Source organism: Kistimonas ophiarachnellae (assembly GCF_057552235.1).
In genome coordinates this window covers 72,794-93,666 of the sequence record NZ_BAAJPA010000003.1, presented here as the reverse complement: position 1 = coordinate 93,666, position 20,873 = coordinate 72,794, and the positions used below count along the sequence as shown (strand labels likewise).

19 protein-coding genes are annotated in these 20,873 nt (G+C 51.5%); 10 read left to right on the top strand and 9 right to left on the bottom strand.

What is annotated here, in order from left to right:
* Positions 1-4: 4 nt before the first annotated feature.
* The 4 genes from znuB to AC27K1_RS04440 all read right to left on the bottom strand — a co-directional run bounded on the left by znuB (position 5) and on the right by AC27K1_RS04440 (position 3,287).
* On the bottom strand, positions 5-790 hold the full coding sequence (gene znuB, locus AC27K1_RS04455; RefSeq protein ID WP_487148622.1) for a zinc ABC transporter permease subunit ZnuB: 786 nt from the start codon (positions 788-790) through the stop codon (positions 5-7).
* Positions 771-1,571, bottom strand: a complete 801-nt coding sequence (gene znuC / locus AC27K1_RS04450; RefSeq protein WP_487148620.1) for a zinc ABC transporter ATP-binding protein ZnuC — start codon at positions 1,569-1,571, stop codon at positions 771-773. The genes znuB and znuC overlap by 20 nt, the downstream gene beginning before the upstream one ends.
* Entirely contained in the window at positions 1,571-2,056 is a 486-nt protein-coding gene (locus AC27K1_RS04445) for a transcriptional repressor (protein WP_487148618.1), read from the bottom strand. The genes znuC and AC27K1_RS04445 overlap by 1 nt, the downstream gene beginning before the upstream one ends.
* Before the next feature lie 130 nt (positions 2,057-2,186).
* Positions 2,187-3,287 (bottom strand): hypothetical protein, encoded by a 1,101-nt coding sequence (locus AC27K1_RS04440; protein ID WP_487148616.1) that lies wholly within the window; start codon positions 3,285-3,287, stop codon positions 2,187-2,189.
* A 216-nt stretch (positions 3,288-3,503) separates the two neighbouring features.
* Between AC27K1_RS04440 and AC27K1_RS04435 the strand changes: the two genes are divergently transcribed.
* From AC27K1_RS04435 to AC27K1_RS04415, 5 genes are all read left to right on the top strand, one after another.
* Positions 3,504-3,722, top strand: coding sequence for a hypothetical protein (locus AC27K1_RS04435; protein ID WP_487148614.1), 219 nt, complete (start codon positions 3,504-3,506; stop codon positions 3,720-3,722).
* Between the two features lie 61 nt (positions 3,723-3,783).
* Positions 3,784-4,089: a hypothetical protein gene (locus tag AC27K1_RS04430; protein ID WP_487148612.1), complete on the top strand. Its 306-nt coding sequence runs from the start codon at positions 3,784-3,786 to the stop codon at positions 4,087-4,089.
* 237 nt (positions 4,090-4,326) lie between these two features.
* The gene (gene cuyB, locus AC27K1_RS04425) at positions 4,327-5,025 is read left to right on the top strand and encodes a cysteate racemase (RefSeq protein WP_487148611.1); all 699 of its coding nucleotides are present in this window, start codon (positions 4,327-4,329) and stop codon (positions 5,023-5,025) included.
* Entirely contained in the window at positions 4,979-6,004 is a 1,026-nt protein-coding gene (locus AC27K1_RS04420; protein WP_487148609.1) for a LysR substrate-binding domain-containing protein, read from the top strand. The genes cuyB and AC27K1_RS04420 overlap by 47 nt, the downstream gene beginning before the upstream one ends.
* A 325-nt stretch (positions 6,005-6,329) precedes the next feature.
* Positions 6,330-7,943, top strand: a complete 1,614-nt coding sequence (locus tag AC27K1_RS04415) for an alkaline phosphatase (protein WP_487148607.1) — start codon at positions 6,330-6,332, stop codon at positions 7,941-7,943.
* Between the two features lie 62 nt (positions 7,944-8,005).
* Here AC27K1_RS04415 and AC27K1_RS04410 read toward each other — a convergent pair whose 3' ends face one another.
* From AC27K1_RS04410 to AC27K1_RS04400, 3 genes are all read right to left on the bottom strand, one after another.
* Entirely contained in the window at positions 8,006-9,001 is a 996-nt protein-coding gene (locus AC27K1_RS04410; protein WP_487148605.1) for a homoserine kinase, read from the bottom strand.
* A 752-nt stretch (positions 9,002-9,753) separates the two neighbouring features.
* Positions 9,754-10,497 carry a hypothetical protein gene (locus AC27K1_RS04405; protein WP_487148604.1) on the bottom strand — a complete coding sequence of 248 codons (744 nt, stop codon included), beginning with the start codon at positions 10,495-10,497 and terminating at the stop codon, positions 9,754-9,756.
* Between the two features lie 679 nt (positions 10,498-11,176).
* On the bottom strand, positions 11,177-11,584 hold the full coding sequence (locus tag AC27K1_RS04400) for a DUF2782 domain-containing protein (RefSeq protein WP_487148603.1): 408 nt from the start codon (positions 11,582-11,584) through the stop codon (positions 11,177-11,179).
* Positions 11,585-11,751: 167 nt separating this feature from the next.
* Between AC27K1_RS04400 and polA the strand changes: the two genes are divergently transcribed.
* Positions 11,752-14,493 (top strand): DNA polymerase I, encoded by a 2,742-nt coding sequence (polA, locus tag AC27K1_RS04395; RefSeq protein ID WP_487148601.1) that lies wholly within the window; start codon positions 11,752-11,754, stop codon positions 14,491-14,493.
* Between the two features lie 418 nt (positions 14,494-14,911).
* Here the strand turns inward: polA and AC27K1_RS04390 are convergent, their stop codons facing one another.
* Positions 14,912-16,828, bottom strand: a complete 1,917-nt coding sequence (locus tag AC27K1_RS04390; RefSeq protein ID WP_487148600.1) for an MBL fold metallo-hydrolase — start codon at positions 16,826-16,828, stop codon at positions 14,912-14,914.
* A 317-nt stretch (positions 16,829-17,145) separates the two neighbouring features.
* A complete protein-coding gene (gene yihA / locus AC27K1_RS04385) occupies positions 17,146-17,769 on the bottom strand; it encodes a ribosome biogenesis GTP-binding protein YihA/YsxC (RefSeq protein ID WP_487148599.1) in 624 nt (207 codons plus the stop codon).
* Positions 17,770-18,009: 240 nt separating this feature from the next.
* Between yihA and AC27K1_RS04380 the strand changes: the two genes are divergently transcribed.
* The 4 genes from AC27K1_RS04380 (at position 18,010) to AC27K1_RS04365 (ending at position 20,843) form a co-directional block, all read left to right on the top strand.
* Positions 18,010-18,312, top strand: a complete 303-nt coding sequence (locus AC27K1_RS04380; RefSeq protein WP_487148597.1) for a c-type cytochrome — start codon at positions 18,010-18,012, stop codon at positions 18,310-18,312.
* A 54-nt stretch (positions 18,313-18,366) separates the two neighbouring features.
* Complete coding sequence (locus AC27K1_RS04375; RefSeq protein WP_487148595.1) at positions 18,367-18,975, top strand: c-type cytochrome; 609 nt, start codon at positions 18,367-18,369, stop codon at positions 18,973-18,975.
* 291 nt (positions 18,976-19,266) lie between these two features.
* Positions 19,267-19,929 carry a thiol:disulfide interchange protein DsbA/DsbL gene (locus tag AC27K1_RS04370; RefSeq protein WP_487148594.1) on the top strand — a complete coding sequence of 221 codons (663 nt, stop codon included), beginning with the start codon at positions 19,267-19,269 and terminating at the stop codon, positions 19,927-19,929.
* 56 nt (positions 19,930-19,985) lie between these two features.
* Positions 19,986-20,843, top strand: a complete 858-nt coding sequence (locus tag AC27K1_RS04365; RefSeq protein ID WP_487148593.1) for an endonuclease/exonuclease/phosphatase family protein — start codon at positions 19,986-19,988, stop codon at positions 20,841-20,843.
* The last annotated feature ends 30 nt before the right edge of the window (positions 20,844-20,873 follow it).

The window sequence follows — 20,873 nt, the reverse complement described above, 5'->3', positions numbered from 1 at the left end:
ACAGTTAACGACGTTGCGGTAAAGCCAGCGTCAGCAGGAATAGCAGGGTGCTGCAGACCACTACCGAGGGACCGGCCGGTGTGTCCTGATACCAGGAAAGCGCCAGACCACCCAGAACTGCCAGCATGCCACACAGACTGGCGCCGATGGCCATCTGTTCGGGCGTGCGTGCCAGGCGCTGGGCCGTGGCTGCAGGAATAATCAACATGGCGGTAATCAGCAGAACACCGACAATTTTCATGGCGACGGCAATGACCAGGGCAATCAGTACCATCAGAGCCAGTCGCACTTTACGAACGGGAATGCCCTCAACCTCCGCCAGCTCTTCGTGAACAGTGATGGCAAGCAGAGGCCTCCAGAGCCACAGCAGCAGTGTCATGACCAGCGCGCCACCGCCGTAGATCCAGAACAGGTCTTCGGTGCCAACGGCCAGCAGGTCACCAAACAGGTAAGCCATCAGGTCGATACGGACATTGTCCATGAAACTGACGGCAACCAGCCCCAGGCTGAGTGCACTGTGCGCCAGTATACCCAGCAGGGTGTCCGTCGCAATGAAACGTTTTTGCTGCAAGGCGACCAGGAACAGGGCCAGCACGACACAGCAGACCATGACAGCAATGTTCAGGTTGATATCGAGCAGCAGCCCGAGGGCAACGCCAAACAGGGCTGAGTGGGACAGGGTATCGCCAAAATAGGCCATCCTTCGCCATACGACAAACGCCCCGAGTGGACCCGCGACCAGGGCGACGCCCAGTCCGGCCAGCAGGGCGTTAAGCAGAAAATCCGGCATGTTTTTGCGTCCGTGTGTGTTCGGTAGTTGTGGATGCGTCCGTTGAGGATTCCGGGATTATTTCGCCGCAGGAACCGTGCTGGTGGTCATGGTGATGGCTGTAGACGGCCAGTTCTTCCGATTCCCCGCCAAAGAGTTTCAGGTAGGCCGGGTGACGGCTGACCTGCTGCGGGTGGCCGGAGCAGCAGACATGGCTGTTCAGGCAGATCACCCGGTCGGTGGCCGCCATGACCAGATGGAGGTCGTGGGAGACCATCAGTACGCCGCAGCCGGTTTCATCCCGAAGCTGGCCGATCAGGTGATACAGCTCTCTCTGACCATTCACATCAACGCCCTGTACCGGCTCATCCAGCACCAGAAGGTCGGGTTTTCGCAACAGGGCGCGGGCCAGTAATACCCGCTGCATTTCGCCGCCTGAGAGGGTTTGCAGGGGGCTTTCGCTGACATGGGGTACGCCGGTCTTTGCCAGTGCTGTACCGATGCTTTTCCTGTCAGCACCGGCCAGCGCCAGGAACCGTCGGACTGACAGTGGCATGGAGGGTTCCACATGCAACTTTTGTGGCATGTAGCCAATAGTAATGCCAGGGGTCAGGGTTCGCTGACCGGTATCGGGTTTCAGAAGACCGAGTACGACACGAACCATGGTGGTCTTGCCCGCGCCATTGGGGCCGATCAGGGTGACGATCTCGCCCCGGTTGAGACCCAGGTCGATCGCGTCCAGCACCGTACGGCCCTGGAAACAGACACTGGCGTTTTTCAGCTGCAGTAACGGGTTGTTCATTAATCCGGTTTCCGACAGTTGGGGCACAGTCCGGTCAGTTCGATATTGGAGTGGTTGACCAGAAAACCGCTGGTATCGGCAGCCTGTGCGATAGCGGTGTTGATCACGGCATTATCCAGTTCAACGGTGGTGCGGCACTGTTCACAGATCAGGAACGAACTCTCATGGGGCTGCTCGGGATGGGGACAGCCGATATAGGCGTTCAGTGAGGCAATCCGATGGACAAGCCCCTGGGACTGAAGAAAATCCAGTGCCCGGTAAACAGTGGGAGGTGCCGCGGTGCGCTCCTGTGTTTGAGAGAGCATCGCCAGGATGTCATAAGCACCGACCGGCTTGTGGCTCTGCCAGACCAGTTCCAGCACCTGACGCCGGAGTGGTGTCAGGCGTGCGCCCTGCTTCTGGCAGAGTTTTTCTGCCTGATAAAGCGCACTGGCGATACAGCGATCATGATTATGCTCACAACAAGTGTTTTCGGTAGTTTGCAAGCGAGTTGATTCCACGAATATCAAAAGTGATACATTATAACATTTTCTGTTTTCATGGTGTTAGGGTGTGTTTCAGAAAGCGTTTGCAGACAACAAGGGATAGCATTAATACGCTAACGTTGCCTGCGCATTAGACAGGGCAGCATTGGTTAATGCTTTTACCATCCCCAAACGGGAAAGGGGATTGCCATGGGAACTTGCTTCTTTCTTCTTGCTCTTCCTCTTGATCGGCTTCGCTCTTTTGGTTTTCACGTACTTTGGAAGGACAGGTAATCCAGGTGACTTCAGCGACTAACCGAACAGTATTTACGGCCCCCATAATAACGCCACAAGGGATCAAATAAGGTAAAGAAACCAACGTGATGAGGGCTGCCCGGAGTGAGCTGGGCAAACTTTCGGCTATACAGGAATTACAGGTCGGGCAGCAGGCTTGGCAAACTCGACCATCCACGATTGAATTCAGTTCTTGTAACTCTTCATCAATAAGCGCAAGTTTTTCTTGTGTGTAGTGTATATATTGTTTCAATTTATCTCTGGATGGCATTGCTTGTTCCAGGGACTGACCACTGTTCTCCAAAGCAGTATTAACGTCTTTGGCGGCTTGATCAGATTCATTGAAGTAACCTTCAGCTTTTGTCTTTAGTTCATCCAACTTCATTTTTGCATGTTTCACATTATCCCTAAGGTCTTTGGCTTCGTTGAACTGTAATTCATGTTGATTGTAAGCCCTGTCGATTGCTATCCGGATTGGATCATTCTCTGCAGGCAGGAGTAATTCGCTAACTTGCGCGGTTGAGCTCTCAGGCACATTTAATGCCTGTAGTTTTTCAAGGTGTGTTTGTAAGGCATCCTTGATGCTTTCTGCATTTTCTTTTTGTTTTTTATGTAGATTCTTTCTTTGTATTGCAAGCTCTCCTACATGGTGTTTTTCGTAATGCAGGTAGCGGTTGTAAGCAAATTCAGCCACCAGTCTTAACCCATAAATACCACCGGCGACGATCAGTGGGGCAGAAATTAGAATGGTAAAAGTGATATTGAAAACGGTAATGATGAAATCAAATAAAGATCTTATAACGCATTTAACCGTTTTTTCCAGGCATGACCGGGCAACCTTGGGTTCGGTTTCAGTTGTCTGGCTTACATTATGGCCATTAAAGCTTGAAGGCTGGCTACTTGATGAACCAGTGCTTATATGGTTTGGATTTGATGGTGAGACAACTTCAACTTCCATGTTATGTCCGCTGCTTCATTCGTTTTAAACTTTGATCATAATATTTTGATGCGTTTTGTTGACGAAAGTTCACTGTTTATTAAAAAGCTTTATTTTAGATTGAGTTGTAAAATTGGCTTAAATATCAGAAGGTTAATGATAGAGTGTATACATTGATCGCTGGATAAGATCGATTGCAGTCATTGAGAATAACGAAAGCAAAAAAAGGATTTTCACATGCCAAAATATCGTATTGAACCGGTTAACGAATCAGATAGTGTCTGGCAGGAATACTGCTGTGAAGTACTGGTTGTTGAAGCAGATGATGAACAACAAGCCCGCTTTCTGGCGGCAAACCGTATGGCCGGGCAGAAACTGGCGGAAAACAAGGGGAATGCTATGCCGTTGCCCCCGCCTCTGGTGAAAGAGCAGACACGCTGCATTAGCCTGGATTAAGCGATTTAACCGGTGTGTTTGCAACTATCATAAAAAAGACGAACGGACAGGGAGTGTCATCATGATGGGCAAGGGGTTGTCGTTTGCAATGGTTCTGGCAGTTTTTATGCTGTTTGGTTCTGAAACAATGGCACAGGAAGCAGACCACAACAGTGGCCAGCGTGTCACCAAAGAACAACTGAAGAGCATGACGCCGGAGCAGCGTCGGGCCTGGTGGAAAAGCCTGACCCCGGAGCAGCGCGAAAAAATCAAGGCAAAACGCCGCGCCAAGGCCGGAGACCATGATGGTCATAACCATGAGCGTGCAGGTAGCCATAAGAAGCGCATGAAAAAGCATGATGATCACGATCATGGGCATGATCATTAGGGGTAAGCTGAGCGCTGGAACGCTCAAGGCACTCCTGTCACCACAAACCTGCCGATAAGGCAGGTTTTTTTTTTGTCTGTTATCACTTCTGGTCACGATCTGATTGCCGTTCCGGCATTGGTCTTTCTTTTTGGGCATTTCACACGGGCAGCCGGGCAGGGAATCATAACGTCAAACACTCACGGCGCAGGCCAATCACTGACCCGGCTGCGTGTGCCTTGGCGGGAGAACAGGACAATGCTCGGTATTCTGGGAGGCATGGGGCCTCTGGCAACCATCGATTTCATGCAAAAAGTGGTACTGCGCTGTGGCGTGGGATCTGACCAGGAGCATATTCCCATGCTGGTTCATAATGTGCCGCAGATCCCGGATCGGAGCGCCTGTATTCTGAAAGGGAGTGAAGACCCCTTCCCCGCTATGCTCGATGGCCTGCACCGGCTGGAGGATAGCGGCGCAACCTGTGTTGTGATTCCCTGTAATACCGCCCATTTCTGGTTTGAGCGCCTGCAGGCTGAAACCCGGGTTGCCATGATCAGTATTCTGGATTGTGTCATGGCAGAGATTCAGCTGCGGAACCTGACTCGGATTGGCGTCATGGCAACGTCTGCGACTGTCGCTGCGGGTTTGTATCAGTCCCGGATCGAGGCGATGGGTGGTCAGACGTTATTACCTGATGCCCTGGCGCAGGAACGTATGATGGCGGCGATCTATGCCATCAAGGCTGGCAGAATGGCGGAAGGTACGGCAATGATGGAAGCTATTTTCGCCGATTTAAAAGATCAGGGGGCTGAAGCGGTGATCCTGGGTTGTACGGAAATCCCGGTCGGGCTGGCCCGCCTGACGATGGAACAACCGGAGTTCTGCCTGGATGCGACGGCGCTACTGGCAGATGCCTGCGTACATTGGTATTACGATAGTCCCGCATTGGCGGCCTGAGGAGAGTCTGGAATACTCTGCCACACCCAATCTTTCCCCATTCGGGCGTATATTGAGTGACGGCATGAATCTCGAAACGAAATGGCTTGAGGATTTCCTGGCGCTGGCTGACCTGCGGAACTTTTCCCGTGCGGCGGCCCAGCGCAATGTGACGCAGCCTGCGTTCGGACGCCGTATCCGGTCACTGGAACAGGCGACCGGTATAGAGCTCATAGACCGTGGAACGACCCCGGTCAGCCTGACGCCACAGGGACGGTTGTTCCGGACCACGGCCCGCAACCTGCTCCGCCAGATGGAAGAAGGCCTCAACCAGATTCATGGCCTGGATGAACCCGGCAGCCAGCCCATTGATTTTGCCGCTTCCCATTCCCTGTCCCTTTCCCAGTTACCCAACCTGCTCGAACATATGGGCAAATTTGATGTTGCTACACGCAGCCGGGTTGAAAGCATTGATATGGATCTGGCCGTGGAAGCCCTGCAACAGGGACGTTGTGATTTCCTGCTGGGGTTTGATATCGATGCCCTGATGCAGCCGCCCTTTGCCAGTTTGCCGCTGGGCAAGACGTGGATGCGCCCGGTGTGTGCCAGTGATCCGGATGGAAAATCCCTGTTCCAACTGGAAGCAGGACAGCCATTGCCATTGCTGCGTTACAGTCCGGGCTCACATATGGGGCGTCGGGTGAATACCCTGCTGAAAAAAAGTGCGGATAGCCTGCAGTTCCGCTCGGTCATGGAATCGTCATTGACGGATTTGCTGAAGGTGATGGCGTTGCGCGGCAAAGGCATTGCCTGGCTGCCGGATTATGCGATCACGGACGAGTTACGTTCTGGACAACTTCAACCATTAGGCGGAGAAGAATGGTGTATTGCCGTGGATGTGGTGTTGTACCGCAATGATGTCAGGCTGCATGCTGGTGCTGAACGATTCTGGTCATTACTGGCGAAACAGTGTGCTAGTGGTTGGCTGCTACCCATGTGACCAGCCGCATGGCAAGGTAATTGCTGTGCTCGTCTCGAACGTTGCGGTCGTTTTGATAATTGGCACCGCACTTGAAGTGCAGGCGGAATGTCGTGTTAGCATTGCCCGCTATCTGCTCAATGACGCATGAAAGACGACGTCTTTCTGAAGCGTGAATACAACAATGGACGAGCAGATGGCTCCGACAGCCTTGGTTTTTTCTGTGATAAAAACGCGTGTGCGCAGCATCGGTGTTTTGTCATGGAACAGTCATCAAACTGACCGCGAGTGTTCATAAACGGACTTTACGATCAGCCACACATCATAAAACAACTAAAGACTGCTCATGAAAACACCATTCAAACGTTCCATTATTTTCGGCGTGTTATCCTCCGCCGTCCTTATGGCGGGATGCCAGTCAACCGATCAGCAGGTCGCTGCCGCCAAGCCAGAAGTCAAGAATGTCATCATGATGATTGGTGACGGCATGGGGCCACAACAAGTGGGCCTGTTACAGGAATATGCCACGAATGCGCCAGGCTCAATCTACAAGGGCGAACCCACGGGTATGGCAAGGTTTATGAATGCCGGTGTCGTTGGCATGTCGCAACATAATCCTGCGTACAATATCGTGGTGGACTCGGCCAGTTCCGCCTCCCAGCTGGCAACGGGTGAGCCCTCTCCCTCTGAATCGGTAGGGCTTGATGCCCTGGGCAATCCCGCGGAAACGGTACTGGAAAGCGCCAAAAAAGCGGGCAAAGCCACCGGACTGGTGTCAGATACCCGTTTGACCCATGCAACACCGGCTTCCTTTGCAGCCCATCGCCCCCACCGTTCCCTGGAAAACCAGATTGCTGAAGATATGCTGGCAACCGGGGTGGATGTCATGCTTTCCGGCGGACTTCGCCACTGGATTCCGAAGCGCGTCAACGACAGGGGGGATTTATATCAGCAACTGACCGAGCGTACTGACGGTACAGTCAGGATCAAATCCAAGCGTAAAGACGACAAAAATCTGTTGCTCGATGCAGAACATGCCGGCTACCAGGTCGCCCTGACGCGCAGTGAATTCGAAGCGGCTGACAACGGTAAACTCCTGGGTCTGTTTGCGTATTCCGGTATGGCCGATGGCATCGAGCATACGCACCACAGGAATGACCCCGGTCGCACGGAACCCACCCTGAAGGAAATGACAGCGAAAGCGCTGGATATCTTGTCCCGGGATCCTGATGGCTTTTTCCTGATGATCGAAGGCGGTCGTATTGACTGGGCGGGTCACGATAACGATGCCGGCACCATGCTCCATGAAATGCTGAAGTTTGATGAAGCGATCGGCTATGTCTACGACTGGGTTAAAGACCGTAACGATACGCTGGTTGTCATCACGGCAGACCATGAAACCGGTGGATTTGGTTTCTCCTACACGCGCGCCAACATTCCTGCGCCGGAGTCGCTGAATGGTGAAGCCTTTGCAGAGCAGGCTTATAAACCAAATTTCAACTTCGGCAACTTTGAAATTCTGGATCGTCTGTACGACCAGAAGATGAGCTACCCGAATATGTTCTCAGCGTTTTCCAGGACCGATAAAACCGCTGAAGATCTGGTGAACATCGTTAATGCCAACAGCGAGTTCAAGATCACGGTTGAGCAGGCCAGGGATATTCTGGCCAGCGAAAACAACCCTTTCCGGGTGGCGGGCCACAAGTACCTGGATACGGATAAATTCCCGAAAGTTCGTGATTTCAGGGCCTTCTATGTCTACGGCGAAGAGATTCGTCACGACCTGCTTGGCCGTGCGGTTGCACAGGACCAGAACGTGATCTGGGGCACCGGTACCCATACCAGCACTCCGGTGCCGGTCATTGCCTTCGGCCCTGAAGGTGCTGCAGAGCCTTTCGGGAAAATGCTGCATCACACTGATATTGGCCTTCTGACAAAGACTGCAGTCACTGCACAGTAAGAGGTGTGATCTGTCCGCCACAGGGAATTGGCGGACATTCATATTTGCCGCACACGTAATGCTTAGTCAGAGATGGGCTGCGCCTTGTCTGCTCGTAATGCGAGCATTGCCCGGAACTTTTCCGGATCAAGAAAGTTTCTTACCGCGGCGTCATTCTGGTAACTGTCATGATGGTCTTCCGGGTGCACAAACGTCACCAGTCGGGATAACCAGAACCGCAGGCAGGATAAACGCTGAATGACCGGCCAGGCCTGTTTTTCTTCCGGCGTAAACAGTCGTACAGACTGGTAGCCATCCAGGAAGGCTTCGGTCTTTTCAGCATTCAGCGTCAGGTCGTCATTCAGGCACCAGTCGTTCACAGCGACGGAGACATCGTAGATCAGCCAGTCACGGCAGGACTGGAAAAAGTCGATAATGCCGCTGACTCCGCTGTTATCAAACAACACGTTATCGAAGAACAGATCCCCATGAATGAGGCCTTCAGGCAGGTTGCCGAACTGCTTCAATGCTTTCGAAATTTCCTGCCACTGCCCGGTCAGGTATTCGCACTCAGCCTCGGAAAGTAATGGCTTCAGCCGATCCACCTGCGCCTGTATCCAGGGCATACCGCGCAGGTTTTCCTGGGATATGGCGGCTGCTTGCCCCATCCGGTGAATACTCGCCAGGTAGCGGCCGATGGTGAAACATTTCGGGGCGGTGATGTCCTGCTTTTCCAGATGCTCCCCGGGCATTCGCGGTTGTAGCAGGCAGGGTTTACCTTTCAGTGTCAGCAGGGCTTCATCTTGTCTGTTGCGGACGGGGGCGGGAACCGGCAGGCCGTTGTCGGCCAGCAGTGTCATGAAATCAATGAAAAACGGTAGTTGCTCCCGGGGCTGATATTCGAATAGCGTCAGCACAAACTGCCGGACATCGGGTTCTCCGGCAACCTGTGTATTTACGAAGTAGTTGGAGTTTTCGACCCCTGCCTCAATTCCCCGGAAATCGACCAGCTCTCCCTGGTCATAACCGGCAAGAAAAACCTCAATATCCTGTTGTTCCAGCAGGGTATATACCGACATTGTTACTCCGAGGCCTTATCTCTTTGGGTGTAACAGGGTTACACCATCGCTCTCTTGTGAACCGGGGATGGTAACATTACCGGACGTTGTGTCGACCATAAAAAATGACCGGCTTCGTCAGCATACATGCATTGTCGTGGGAAAATGCGCGGTTCAGATTCCCTATGCTGATGGCGGCGGTGCCAGCTATTCGCACAATTTGCTGAAACCCTTGATGTACGTGACATTCCGCTTCGATGAATGCTCAAGGTCTGCCATAACGCCAGATGATTATCGTGATGTATCTGGTGTGTTCCCGTCACAATGCCGATAACACAATGGGATAAAGATACCCATTTCATAAAAACATGACCGTAGCCATATAATACCCATCGCTTTTCCAGCTACGGTTTAATCCTCGGTTGCCTGTGCTGCATTGCTTGCAGAAATTTGCAGGTTTCCTTCATAGGTCGGTTTCCGAAGGACGCCGACACTCTCTGCCGGTAGAACGTCTGCTCGCGAGCGAATCGAACTACGTGAATCAGGCCACAGGCCTGCCTGTTCAAAGTCAATCTGGTCGCCTTTATAGTCTATGTTCCAGATCGTGGGCAGTTATAACTGCAGTTAGAAATTGCAATGGGTGTATCACGTGAATTACTACAGTTGCAGGTTCGTGATTTTTATCGGATCTTAATATTTGCTCATGGATTAAAAAGCCGGTATTTCCGCTGACATTTATTTACAAATATCAACTAAAAAGACCGGCGTAGTTTTTATAGTTCAGTTTCTTTTATTAGTGGTGATTCTTCTTCTGATAGTGATTCTGCTTTTGCGAGTGGAGCTGCTTTTGGAGCTGCTTCTGTTTCTCTTGTTTCTGTATCAGCTAATCTTGAAGGTGTTTGTTCAGTTCTACAGATACAATCAGCAATCTTGTTTTTATTTATGTATAGTATGGTCAATAAAGATGTGCCAATTAATACCCCTGCATGAGTACCAGCATCATCAAATTTATCTGGATCTTCCAGAAATGGTTTAACTGCTATTATGATGCCTTGAGGCACTGCATTGAACAAAATAGCGCCTAGGATTTTGCAAGCTTTGGCTCTTTTCGAAGGTGCAGCCTGAGAAGTTTCGTTAGCAGCTGCAGCTTCATCCTGACCTGGTGACAGCTGACTATCTGTTTCAGGCAAGTTATCATCGTCACTAACAGTGTCATTTGAATGCCCTGCGAGGGGTACCGGTAAAAGTTCAATTTCAGGCAAGTTTTCATCGTCACCACTAGTGCCACTAGTGCCATTTGAATCCGAATCCATTTCGGCGATGGTCTGAATCGTTTCAAATCTGACCTTACGTTCACCTACCGTAATCGTATCAGCAGTGACTGTGTGAAGCGTCGGGCTTATCTGTTTTTTTACCTCCTCTGGGGGGATTGAAATACTGGTAGACGGTTTATGCTGCACATGTGCTTGTGAATGAGCAGTCGATGTCGGTGTGGCTTTCGTTACTGGGGAAGTCATGATTATTAACCCTCCGGTTTGTATCAATGATGAAAATAATTCAAATGTTCGTAATGAACATGACCTCTGACAACGAAAGAAAGGATTAGTTGGGCTGTCACTATCATGTTTGTTTTATTATGAATAACGAATAATGATTGTGTTTATAACATCTGAAGATGATGATAGAAGGCCAGACATTTTTTTTGTTGAGCTATAAAGTATTATTGTGTATTGAGTAGTTGCTGTCCCGTTAATGCATTCAAGGTATTATTCAGACAGGTATTATTTTATCCATACTTGAAATGTGTTTAATACCCAGTGTGATTTCTAACTACGATAAGGATCATCGAATGAAAAGGAACTGCAAGAATTTATAAGTACCCAGGCCAAGGTTTTCTAAGTGTATCAGCCAAGGCCCTGCGGGCTGTAGACGCTAAAATATGAGATTGTTTATGTCCTGATACTTACCGTCGTTAGCAAAACGATGGGTATAAAATCCATCAATGCAGACTGCAATAAGCGCTCACGGGATGAGCGGAAATCCAAACGGACAAAAATGTAAGCATAAAAGAATGTATGGCGTAAAAAGTGCGGCGACAATTATGTTTTTTTGTAAATGTAATAACTGTCGCCCTGCAGAATTTTGGCAGGTAACGGCATCATGACATGCTGTTTTGTTTTTTTGGGTAACCGCCTGTTACCACTCCAGGATGCGCCATGAGGGTATCAGTATCTGCGGCTGATCGGCCCGGATAAAATTGCCCAGGTTATCCACAGCGATCAGGAAGTAAGGCTTGCCAGCTTTTGGCGTTACCTTGATGGCGTAAAGAAAGCCGTTGATCCGGAATTCCTGGATTTTCTTTTTCTCACCGGAGCGGATCACCACATCGGTCCCTTCCGGCAGGTTCCTGCTGTCGAGATTGAGGGTGCCGTCACGTACCGCCTCCGCGAGAATTCTGGCCGTTTCATCCATGGGTTCAACGGTTTCAGGCATGGGTTGGCTGGCAGGTTCTGCGGCAGTTTGTGGCGTAGATTCCAGGGTATTACAGCCAGCGACAATACCGGCGGCAGCCAGCAGCGGTAACAGGCGGGTTAGCAATTTCATGGCAAGCCTCACATATCCCGGGCTGACACCCCGGGTGGTTGCGTTAGAATAGTCGTCTGTCGCAGAAAATGAGCGCGCATAGTCTACCCGCCCCGGTGGCAAATTATCAGGGCAGGCGCGTGAAAATCCCGCGATAACCTGTCAACAACTGAGTCGAAACGTTACTGATGCCTGCAGCAAACACTTCCGCCCCCCTGGTTCTGGTAGATGGTTCCTCCTACCTCTACCGGGCGTTTCATGCCCTGCCCCCGCTGGTCAGTTCCAAAGGGCAGCCGACCGGCGCCATCAAGGGTGTGGTGAATATGCTGCGCCGGATGCAGTCAGATTATCCGGACAGCGAGGTGGTGGTGGTCTTCGACGCCAAGGGTAAAACCTTCCGGGATGATATTTACCCCGAGTACAAGGCTCATCGCCCACCCATGCCCGATGACCTGCGCTGCCAGATCGAACCACTGCATGCGGTGATCCGTGCCATGGGGCTGCCATTGCTGGTGATTGAAGGGGTTGAGGCGGATGACGTGATCGGCACACTCGCTGCGATGGCGACTGAGGCCGGCAAAGATTGTGTGGTGTCTACCGGCGACAAGGACATGGCACAGCTGGTCAACCAGCACGTCACCCTGGTGAATACCATGACGGATACCGTTATGGATATCCCTGGCGTACAGAACAAATTCGGCATAGGCCCGGAACTGATTATCGATTTTCTTGCGCTGATGGGTGACAAGGTCGATAACATCCCCGGCGTGCCCGGTGTAGGCGAAAAAACAGCGCTGGCGTTGCTGCAGAACCTGGGTGGACTTGAGTCGATCTACGCTAATTTGGACAAGGTGCCCACCCTCACCTTCCGTGGCGCCAAGACCATGCCGAAAAAACTCGAGGACAACCGGGAGCAGGCATTCCTGTCCTACGAGCTGGCAACCATCAAGACCGATGTAGAACTCAGTCTGACATTAAGCGATCTGCGTAATGGAAATCCGGATCGGGAAACGTTGCTGCACTGGTTTCAGGAACTGGAATTCAAAGGCTGGATCAATCAGCTTCAAAAAGAAGGCGATGAAGAGACGGGTGCTGAACCGGCCAGCGCACCAGCGGCTGTTGAGCGGGTCTATGAAACCGTGCTGACAGAAGCGGATTTCATCCGTTGGATGGATCAGCTGAAGCAGGCACCACTCTTTGCCTTTGACACGGAAACCACCAGTCTCGATTACATGCAGGCAGAGCTGGTCGGTGTGTCGTTCTCCGTAGAACCCGGCAAGGCAGCTTACGTACCGTTTGCCCATGATTACCTGGATGCACCTGTCCAGTTGGAGCGGGATTATGTGCTCGGTGCCCTGAAGCCTTTGCTGGAAAGTGAGAAACACCTGAAAGTTGGCCAGAACCTGAAGTACGACAAAAGCGTGCTGGCCCGCTACGACATCACGCTACGCGGTATTGCCTTCGACACCATGCTGGAATCCTATGTACTGGATTCCACCGGTACCCGGCACGATATGGACAGCTTGTCTCTGAAATACCTCGGGGAAAGTACCGTCAGTTTCGAAGATATTGCCGGAAAGGGTGCTAAACAGCTGACATTCAACCAGATCAGTCTGGAACAGGCTGGCCCCTATGCGGCGGAAGATGCAGATATCACCCTGCGTCTGCACCAGACCCTGTGGCCAAAGCTGGAAGCGGATGCGCCGCTGAAATCCGTGTTTGAAAGTATTGAATTACCGCTGGTTAGCATTCTGTCTCGTATGGAAAGAACCGGTGCACTGGTAGACGCCAACTTGCTGGGTGAACAGAGTATTGAACTGGCAGACCGCCTGCAGGTACTTGAACGGGAAGCCTTTGATATTGCCGGGCAGGAATTTAACCTGGGCTCACCCAAGCAGCTGCAGGAACTGCTGTTTAACAAGCTTGGACTACCGGTTATCAAGAAAACCCCCAAGGGACAGCCTTCTACAGCGGAAGAAGTGCTGGAGGAGCTGGCGCTCAGTCACGAACTGCCGCGCCTGATTCTGGAGCATCGCAGCCTCAGCAAACTGAAATCAACCTATACCGATAAGCTGCCGCGGATGGTGAATCCGGTCAGTGGTCGTATTCATACGTCCTATCACCAGGCTGTAACGGCTACCGGACGACTGTCGTCCTCAGAGCCCAATCTGCAGAATATCCCGGTCCGAACCGGTGAAGGCCGTCGTATCCGCCAGGCATTCATTGCCCCGAAAGGCTACAAGGTGGTTGCGGCTGACTATTCCCAGATAGAACTGCGCATCATGGCTCACCTTTCCAAAGATGAAGGGTTACTCAATGCCTTTGCCCATGGGCTGGATGTCCACAAGGCAACTGCCGCAGAAGTCTTTGGTGTACCACTTGATAGCGTCACTGCCGACCAGCGTCGCAGCGCCAAGGCTATTAACTTCGGACTGATTTACGGCATGTCCGCCTTTGGTCTGGCTAAACAGCTGGGCATCTCCCGTCAGTCAGCACAGGAATACGTTGATCTCTATTTTGAGCGTTACCCCGGTGTTAAGGACTATATGGAGCGCACACGGAAACAGGCGCATGAGCAGGGTTACGTCGAAACTCTGTTTGGACGACGTTTGCATCTGCCGGAGATCAATGCCCGCAACAAGATGCGTCAGCAGGCGGCAGAACGAACCGCCATCAACGCCCCCATGCAGGGTACGGCCGCCGATATCATCAAGAAAGCCATGATCGGTGTGGATCAGTGGCTGGCGGAGTCAGGGCTGGATGCCCGGATGGTTATGCAGGTACACGATGAACTGGTACTGGAGGTCGCTGAGGGTTGTCTGGAGACCGTGGTTGATGGCCTGCGTGAACATATGTCGACCGCCGCAGAACTGGCGATTCCGCTGCTGGTGGATGTTGGCATCGGCGATAATTGGGATGAAGCACACTAACTCACTGATAAATAAGGAGTTGTTCCCGTTATCATCGAAGCAGTGAAAAAAAGTAAAAATTTTTTGTTAGTAACGGGAACTTTTTGGTTAGGTCGGTGTCTGAGTAAGTAAGCAGACGGAATTTTTCGACCTGCTCCTTGTGTGTTGTGTTGGTTTATTTGGGTAGGTGTCTGCCCCGACTCTACCCAAAAATGTGAATACCTTGGCCCCGGCAGGAATCCCCCATTCTCCGGGGCTTTTTTTATGCCTTTTCCAATGCATGAAAACTGTCGTTAAATTTTTTTCAGATGCATTGGAACTTTTTACGACAATCGTTGTCTGTATAAGTGAGTGGCAAAAAGGCTACTCCTTCTACTCCTTGTGTGTTTGGTGTTTTTTTAAGCTCTGGTCAGATGTCCAGAGCTTTTTTTATGGGTAGTCAATGAACGCTGATGCTTAAGTCAGGCGCTGGCGTCGGTTGGTTGAGTGGCGAAGTGATGACACTTACAGAAGTCTCTCTTTCATTTTGGGTGCTGCCAGTATGCCGAAATATTTCATGAAACAACGTTTCTGATCGATCATCCGGATGTGTAAAAAACCAGCGTGACAGATTATGGGGCGTCAGGTTTTCAAACCTGGTGCTGTTGGAAGGATCACAGATCCAGTGAGCGGTATCAGAGTGTTGTTGGTGACCAAAGGATGTTTCATGATTTGTGGCAACCTGTGTGAACAAGGTTTTCATGAGTATTTTGGCTATATCAGATTGATCCCACGGCTCCAGATTTTGAGTACCAAACGCAGCATTAATGTCTGAAAGATCTTGTTGAATTTGTGTTGTCACGGACTCCAGTGTCGCACGGTATGCCGGACTGTTGATAAAGCCCTGTATGTCTGTTGCTCCTTCGCCAATCGCCTGCAGGTCAAAGTCAGAACCGAGGACATTGGCGATTAGTTGAAGCCAGCAAATCCAGGGGTCTTCAAAGTGTATTGGTCCAAGCTTGTAGTGGCCCCAGTGAATGAAATGGCATTCTGTCTGTGTCATGAAATCATGGAGTATTTGTTGTTTGTCGGTTATGCCGTTGCGGATCTGTTTCTTGATAAAGGGTATGAGCTGCAGTTTCGTGATACATCTTGCCGTATCAATGGTGGCTTGATGGGTTTTTTCCATATGCCTGCGTTTAAAATCAGGACCAGCCGGACTGAAGAGTGCTGTCACATATTTTGGTCCCCCAGCATGCGGATTTGTTGCTGCAATGGCTGCAACGGCATCATACAACTCCCCGGAGTAGCCGGTATCGCCCGCATCAAAAATGCATTCTTTTTCAGTCATCAAGAGGTAACCGAATCCGGGCGCTTTATGGAAGTTGGTTAATGGGTTGGTACCTGCCCAGTGTTTGGTTGGGATTGCGACCAGTGTTGCAATGACATCATCACTGCCGGGTCTTTTTATCGTGTAAGGCACAAAAGCATCGGCTGCCAAGCCAACAGATGTTCCATCGTGACAATTATTTTTGAGGGTTTGCTGGAATAGGGTGTCGATTTGTTCAGAACCTGCAGGAAAACACAGGCGAGTTCTTATTGGGGCCGCTGGCGTTCTTTCGACCTCAGGTTGTCCAGAAAGATATCGGGTTAAATGTTTGAAGGGTTTGATGATCCGTTCAACAAGCGTCGGCCTTTGTGGGTAGAGACAGTATAGAAGGGCATCTTTAAAGTGATCCAGGTGGGCATGGGAGATCAATACCAGGTCCGTATCTTCAAGTCCCTCAGGAATAACAGGGGGGAGTTGGGGTGAGTAACAAGGTCCAAGCTTGTTAACGGCCGGATCAACAGCAATATAAAGCTGATCATTGTCACGGGTTGGCAGGGCAATGCCTAAGTGAGCATGCCCGCGTTTTATAAATCCTCCCCTGTCTGTCTGCTTACTGTCCTGGCAGGGTATTAAGCCGTTTTGTATGTGAGTCAGCGCGTCTTCTTTGATATGTCTGCTTAAGAAGAACAGATCTTTACCTGAAAAAAAGCGTTTAATTTTTTCCCACAATGTTGAAAGACCTATTTTGATGGCATCCAAGGGATCGCGAAGGCCGGCTATTGGAGGAGGTTCAGCCTGGTGTGAAAAATATTTCCTGTTACGGTGAACTGCAGGCTGACGTCCCCATTGGTCATAATCCACTTGTTGCCACGTGCAAGGAGGGCTGTCAGGTGCTTTTTCCCAAACCGTGAGAGTGTTTGCGCAAGTTTTTACTTCCCTGAGTCCTTGAAAGCATTGACGGTAGTTAGCATCGGCCTCCATGGTAATTGTCGCTCGGTCTTCGGTAGCGGCGGAGGGAAAAATCGGCCGAATAGAGTCTGCAGACATAGGCGTTGTGTCTTATCGCTGAGTCAGTTATTTATTCCTTCTAATTAGGCAGCTATGTCAGACAATAGTTCAGTAACTAGCGGTAATTATTAGTAATTTTGTTTGTTTGTAAGAGGATTTCTGGCTGGTTTTAGCCATCGTGAATGGGAACAATCGGGCTGGTAAATGGTCAAACGACTGTAATGCCTGTGAGCATCACCCCCCATGTGATGATCCATCACGGGTATTGCATCATACCGTCGGTTATCGGAGCTCCGACGTTTGCTCCGGCTCATCCGTTCCAGGAGGCCGGAGCTTTTTTTATGCGGTATCAGGCATTATTCGCCATCTTCGGCCAGCAGCCAGGAATCCAGCCGGGCGGTCAGATCCTCAACGCCAGTACGCTTCAGGGAGGAAAACAGCTGAATGCTGAGCTGATCGCCCCACTCTTTCAGATCATTACGGATTTTGATCAGGGTGCTCTTGGCGGCGCCGAATTTCAGCTTGTCCGCCTTGGTCAGCAGGATGTGGATGGGCATCTGGCTATCACGGGCCCAGTCCAGCATGATCTGGTCGAATTCCTTCATGGGGTGGCGGATGTCCATCAATAACACCACGCCAACCAGGCTCTGGCGTTTCTCCAGGTATTCGCCGAGGTGTTTCTGCCAGTCCTGCTTCATGGCGACGGGAACCTTGGCGTAGCCGTAGCCGGGCAGGTCGACCAGGCGGTGTTCCTCGTCAATGGGGAAGAAATTGATCAGCTGGGTGCGGCCCGGCGTCTTACTGGTGCGCGCCAGGCTGCTGGAGCCGGTCAGCGTATTCAGGGCGCTGGATTTCCCGGCGTTGGAGCGACCGGCGAAGGCAACTTCACGGCCGGTATCGGCGGGACACTGATCCAGCCGGGCGGCGCTGGTCTCGTACCGTGTGATACGGTAGTTAAGGCCGGTCATCTGTTCAGACATGAAAAGAACTCATTTACGGTGAAAATCGGTTAATTGACTGCCAGCAATCGGCACGGAGACGGATTACCGTGTTCTGATTGCAGAGGCGATAGTATATACTGCTGAGCTATAGTGCGAGCCAGTCATAAGCTCAATCACAACGATAAAGGTATTGCACTGCAGTGAATGACGGAAAAGCAGCCTGTTCATGCCTCGCATGACAAAGGACAGAACCGGATTTCGCTGTCTGATGAGGCGGATATGAAAATACTAACCAGAACCGTTCTGCTCACTGCAGCCGGCCTGATGTCTCAGGTGTCGGTTGCCGGACAGGCCCCGGAATCCGTATACCAGAAAGCCTGCAAAATCTGTCATGACACAGGCGTGGCCGGGGCTCCCCGCAAGGGCAATGCGGCTGACTGGGAGACCCGCCTGAAATTGCCGATGGAAACGCTGGTCAACAGCGTCGTCCAGGGCAAGGGGGCCATGCCACCCAAAGGTATGTGTATGGATTGCACAGCCGAGGATTATGAGGCGGTCATCCGCTATATGTCTGGGCAATAGATCTCTGAATACAGAACGGTAACGCGCTGGATTAGCCGAAAAGCTGGGTTTGCTATGAAAAAAATCATTCTGAGTCTTGTGGTGTCTCTGGGGGTATCGGGTGTCGTGCAGGCGGGTAGTGGGGATCCGCAGGCGGGCAAGGAAAAAACCGCTGTGTGTGCGGCCTGTCATGGGCCGACCGGTAACAGCATGGCGCCGAATTTTCCTAAACTGGCTGGCCAGGGCGAGGGGTACCTGGTGAAGCAGATCCAGGAAATCAAGTCCGGTGAACGCAAGGTGCTGGAGATGACCGGCATGGTGGATAACCTGTCAGACCAGGATATCGCCGATATTTCCGCTTTCTACGCCAGCCAGGCTGTCAGCGTGGGCCAGGTGGATCCGAAGCATATTGCCCTGGGTGAGAAATTGTATCGTGGTGGTGATGTGGATCGGGGTATTCCGGCCTGCTCCAGCTGCCATTCTCCGACCGGCAAGGGCAACAGCCTTGCGAAGTTCCCGCTGCTGTCCGGCCAGCATCCGGATTATATCGGCAAGACGCTGCGTGATTTCCGTGAAGGGGTTCGCGTGAATGATGGTGAGACCAAGATCATGCGTACCATCGCTGAAAAGCTCAGCAACAAGGAAATCGATGCGTTGGCCAGCTATATCAATGGTTTGCACTGATCTTCCGGTGGATCCAGAAAGGCGGCTTGATAGCCGCCTTTTTTGTACCTGACATTCCTCTCATCGCTCAATATACGCACTCTGTCCCATCCGAAAAATCCTGATACCTGTTTATTCACGGGATACGGCACTATTGTTTTGAACGTTTGTCTATTGTGGACGGAGGTGGTGGCAGCCTGAGTGGAATCGCCTGAATCGGTTCAACAGGTGCCAATACCGATACTTCCGAATATTTCTTTTTGCTATATAGATCACGCATAAATAATCATGTTTGGAGCAGTGGAGACTCGTATGCGAAAGCTGTTATGTGGGCTTATCATGGCCATCGGGCTGGTGGTTGTTCAGGCCCAGGCGGATGAATACCGTGCAGGCCAGCAATACAAAGTGTTGAAAGAGGCGGTATCTGTCGAGAAAACTGATGGAAAAATCGAAGTCGACACCATCTTCTGGTATGGCTGCCCCCACTGCTACGATCTGGAAAAGCTGATGCCTGCCTGGAAAAAGACGCTGGCAGCCGATGTGGATGTGGTGAAAACACCGGTTATTTTTGGTCGCCCTTGGCAACCCCATGCCCAGCTTTTCTACACTTTAGAAGAAATGGGGTTGGATGAGACTGCCAATATCGCCATTTTTGAAGCCGTCCAGAAGGAAGGCAAGCGGCTGGACAAGCCGGCAGATATGGCGGATTTCCTGAATGAGCACTTCAAGGTCAACAAGGAGACATTCCTGAAGACCTACGACTCTTTCGGTGTACGCAACCAGTCCCAGAAGGCGTATGCTAAGGTTCGGGGCGCGCAGCTGATGGGAGTGCCTGCCCTGATTATCGACGGACGTTATGTGGTTGATCCACAATCTGCCGGCGGACTGGAGGAAATGCTCAAGGTCGCCGATGCACTGGTAGAGAAGGTTCGCCGGGAAAAGGCGCCAAAGCAGAAAACCGCTACCGCCGGTTAAGTCCGGTTTTCTGATCACGGTGTGTTCCGGGTGCCATACAGACGCAGGTAAAGTCGTTGAACGCTATCCGCGGGCTATTGGCCCATCACAAGACAGGTCGTGGCTTTCATCAGGGTCAGGTGGTTTCCGCCAGCTTTGATGATTCCGTTCAGGATGCGGCCCGGAACACGATCAAACTGCTGAGTTTTAATATCCAGGTGGGTATCAATACTCAGCAGTATCGTCATTATCTTACCCGCAGCTGGCAGCATATCCTGCCGACCTCGGCCCGTGTCACCAACCTTGACCAGATTGCCCGCCTGATCAGCCCCTATGATATTGTCGCCATTCAGGAAGCGGACGGTGGCAGCCTGCGCAGTGGGTTTATCAACCAGATTGAATACCTGGCCCATCGAGCCCGCTTTCCCTACTGGTATCAGCAGCTTAACCGTAATCTGGGACGGATTGCCCAGCACAGCAATGGTCTGCTGACACGGCAGGAACCGCTGCATCTTGAAGACCATAAGTTGCCGGGTCTGCTGCCTGGTCGCGGAGCGATAGTGACGCGGTTGGGTTCAGTGGACAATCCGTTGTTGATTGTCATGATGCATCTGGCCTTGAGTCAGCGCACCCGGAACAATCAGCTGGCTTATATTCGTGATCTGATCGAAGGGTGTGAGCATGTGATTCTGATGGGGGATATGAACACCCATGCAGAACAATTGATGGGGCATTCTCCGCTGAAAGGGTGTGATTTACGGCCTGCGCTGTGGGACGACAATACCTTTCCCAGCTGGCGCCCTCGTAAATCTCTGGATCATATTTTTCTGAGTCCCTCCCTGCATGTTCGGGAGTATGGTGTGGTTGACTTTGCCCTGTCGGACCATTTGCCAGTTTCTGTTGAAATTGAAATACCCGATACACTCATTCCCTGAATGAACAGGTGTTCTCTCAGTTCCACCTGA